Origin of the sequence: Mammaliicoccus sp. N-M50, from assembly GCF_022386995.1 — a bacterium.
Taxonomy (GTDB): domain Bacteria; phylum Bacillota; class Bacilli; order Staphylococcales; family Staphylococcaceae; genus Mammaliicoccus; species Mammaliicoccus sciuri_A.
Map to the genome: position 1 here is coordinate 1 of NZ_JAJNJA010000021.1, position 1,918 is coordinate 1,918.

A 1,918-nucleotide genomic window follows, 5' to 3' on the forward strand; every position below is an offset into this window, starting at 1 on the left:
GAGTTTATGGAAGAAGTTTTAATTGATGATAATATGGTTTTTGATATTGATAATTTAAAAGGATTTCTTAATGATACCAGTTCATTTGGGTTTATAGCTAAAGAAAATAATAAAATTATAGGATTTGCATATTGCTATACACTTTTAAGACCTGATGGAAAAACAATGTTTTATTTACACTCAATAGGAATGTTACCTAACTATCAAGACAAAGGTTATGGTTCAAAATTATTATCTTTTATTAAGGAATATTCTAAAGAGATTGGTTGTTCTGAAATGTTTTTAATAACTGATAAAGGTAATCCTAGAGCTTGCCATGTATATGAAAAATTAGGTGGTAAAAATGATTATAAAGATGAAATAGTATATGTATATGATTATGAAAAAGGTGATAAATAAATGAATATAGTTGAAAATGAAATATGTATAAGAACTTTAATAGATGATGATTTTCCTTTGATGTTAAAATGGTTAACTGATGAAAGAGTATTAGAATTTTATGGTGGTAGAGATAAAAAATATACATTAGAATCATTAAAAAAACATTATACAGAGCCTTGGGAAGATGAAGTTTTTAGAGTAATTATTGAATATAACAATGTTCCTATTGGATATGGACAAATATATAAAATGTATGATGAGTTATATACTGATTATCATTATCCAAAAACTGATGAGATAGTCTATGGTATGGATCAATTTATAGGAGAGCCAAATTATTGGAGTAAAGGAATTGGTACAAGATATATTAAATTGATTTTTGAATTTTTGAAAAAAGAAAGAAATGCTAATGCAGTTATTTTAGACCCTCATAAAAATAATCCAAGAGCAATAAGGGCATACCAAAAATCTGGTTTTAGAATTATTGAAGATTTGCCAGAACATGAATTACACGAGGGCAAAAAAGAAGATTGTTATTTAATGGAATATAGATATGATGATAATGCCACAAATGTTAAGGCAATGAAATATTTAATTGAGCATTACTTTGATAATTTCAAAGTAGATAGTATTGAAATAATCGGTAGTGGTTATGATAGTGTGGCATATTTAGTTAATAATGAATACATTTTTAAAACAAAATTTAGTACTAATAAGAAAAAAGGTTATGCAAAAGAAAAAGCAATATATAATTTTTTAAATACAAATTTAGAAACTAATGTAAAAATTCCTAATATTGAATATTCGTATATTAGTGATGAATTATCTATACTAGGTTATAAAGAAATTAAAGGAACTTTTTTAACACCAGAAATTTATTCTACTATGTCAGAAGAAGAACAAAATTTGTTAAAACGAGATATTGCCAGTTTTTTAAGACAAATGCACGGTTTAGATTATACAGATATTAGTGAATGTACTATTGATAATAAACAAAATGTATTAGAAGAGTATATATTGTTGCGTGAAACTATTTATAATGATTTAACTGATATAGAAAAAGATTATATAGAAAGTTTTATGGAAAGACTAAATGCAACAACAGTTTTTGAGGGTAAAAAGTGTTTATGCCATAATGATTTTAGTTGTAATCATCTATTGTTAGATGGCAATAATAGATTAACTGGAATAATTGATTTTGGAGATTCTGGAATTATAGATGAATATTGTGATTTTATATACTTACTTGAAGATAGTGAAGAAGAAATAGGAACAAATTTTGGAGAAGATATATTAAGAATGTATGGAAATATAGATATTGAGAAAGCAAAAGAATATCAAGATATAGTTGAAGAATATTATCCTATTGAAACTATTGTTTATGGAATTAAAAATATTAAACAGGAATTTATCGAAAATGGTAGAAAAGAAATTTATAAAAGGACTTATAAAGATTGATTATATAATATATGAAAAGCTATTATAAAAGACATTAGTATTAAATAGTTTAAAAAAATGAAAAATAATAAAGGAAGTG

At 24.3% G+C, this 1,918-nt stretch carries 2 protein-coding genes; both read left to right on the forward strand.

Translation table 11 applies throughout. From position 1 onward, the window contains the following. The coding region (locus LQ622_RS14830) for a GNAT family N-acetyltransferase (protein ID WP_000341232.1) at nt 1-399 on the forward strand (399 nt) is incomplete at its 5' end. Continuing rightward, entirely contained in the window at nt 400-1,839 is a 1,440-nt protein-coding gene (locus tag LQ622_RS14835; RefSeq protein ID WP_001028144.1) for a bifunctional aminoglycoside N-acetyltransferase AAC(6')-Ie/aminoglycoside O-phosphotransferase APH(2'')-Ia, read from the forward strand. Nucleotides 1,840-1,918 lie beyond the last annotated feature (79 nt).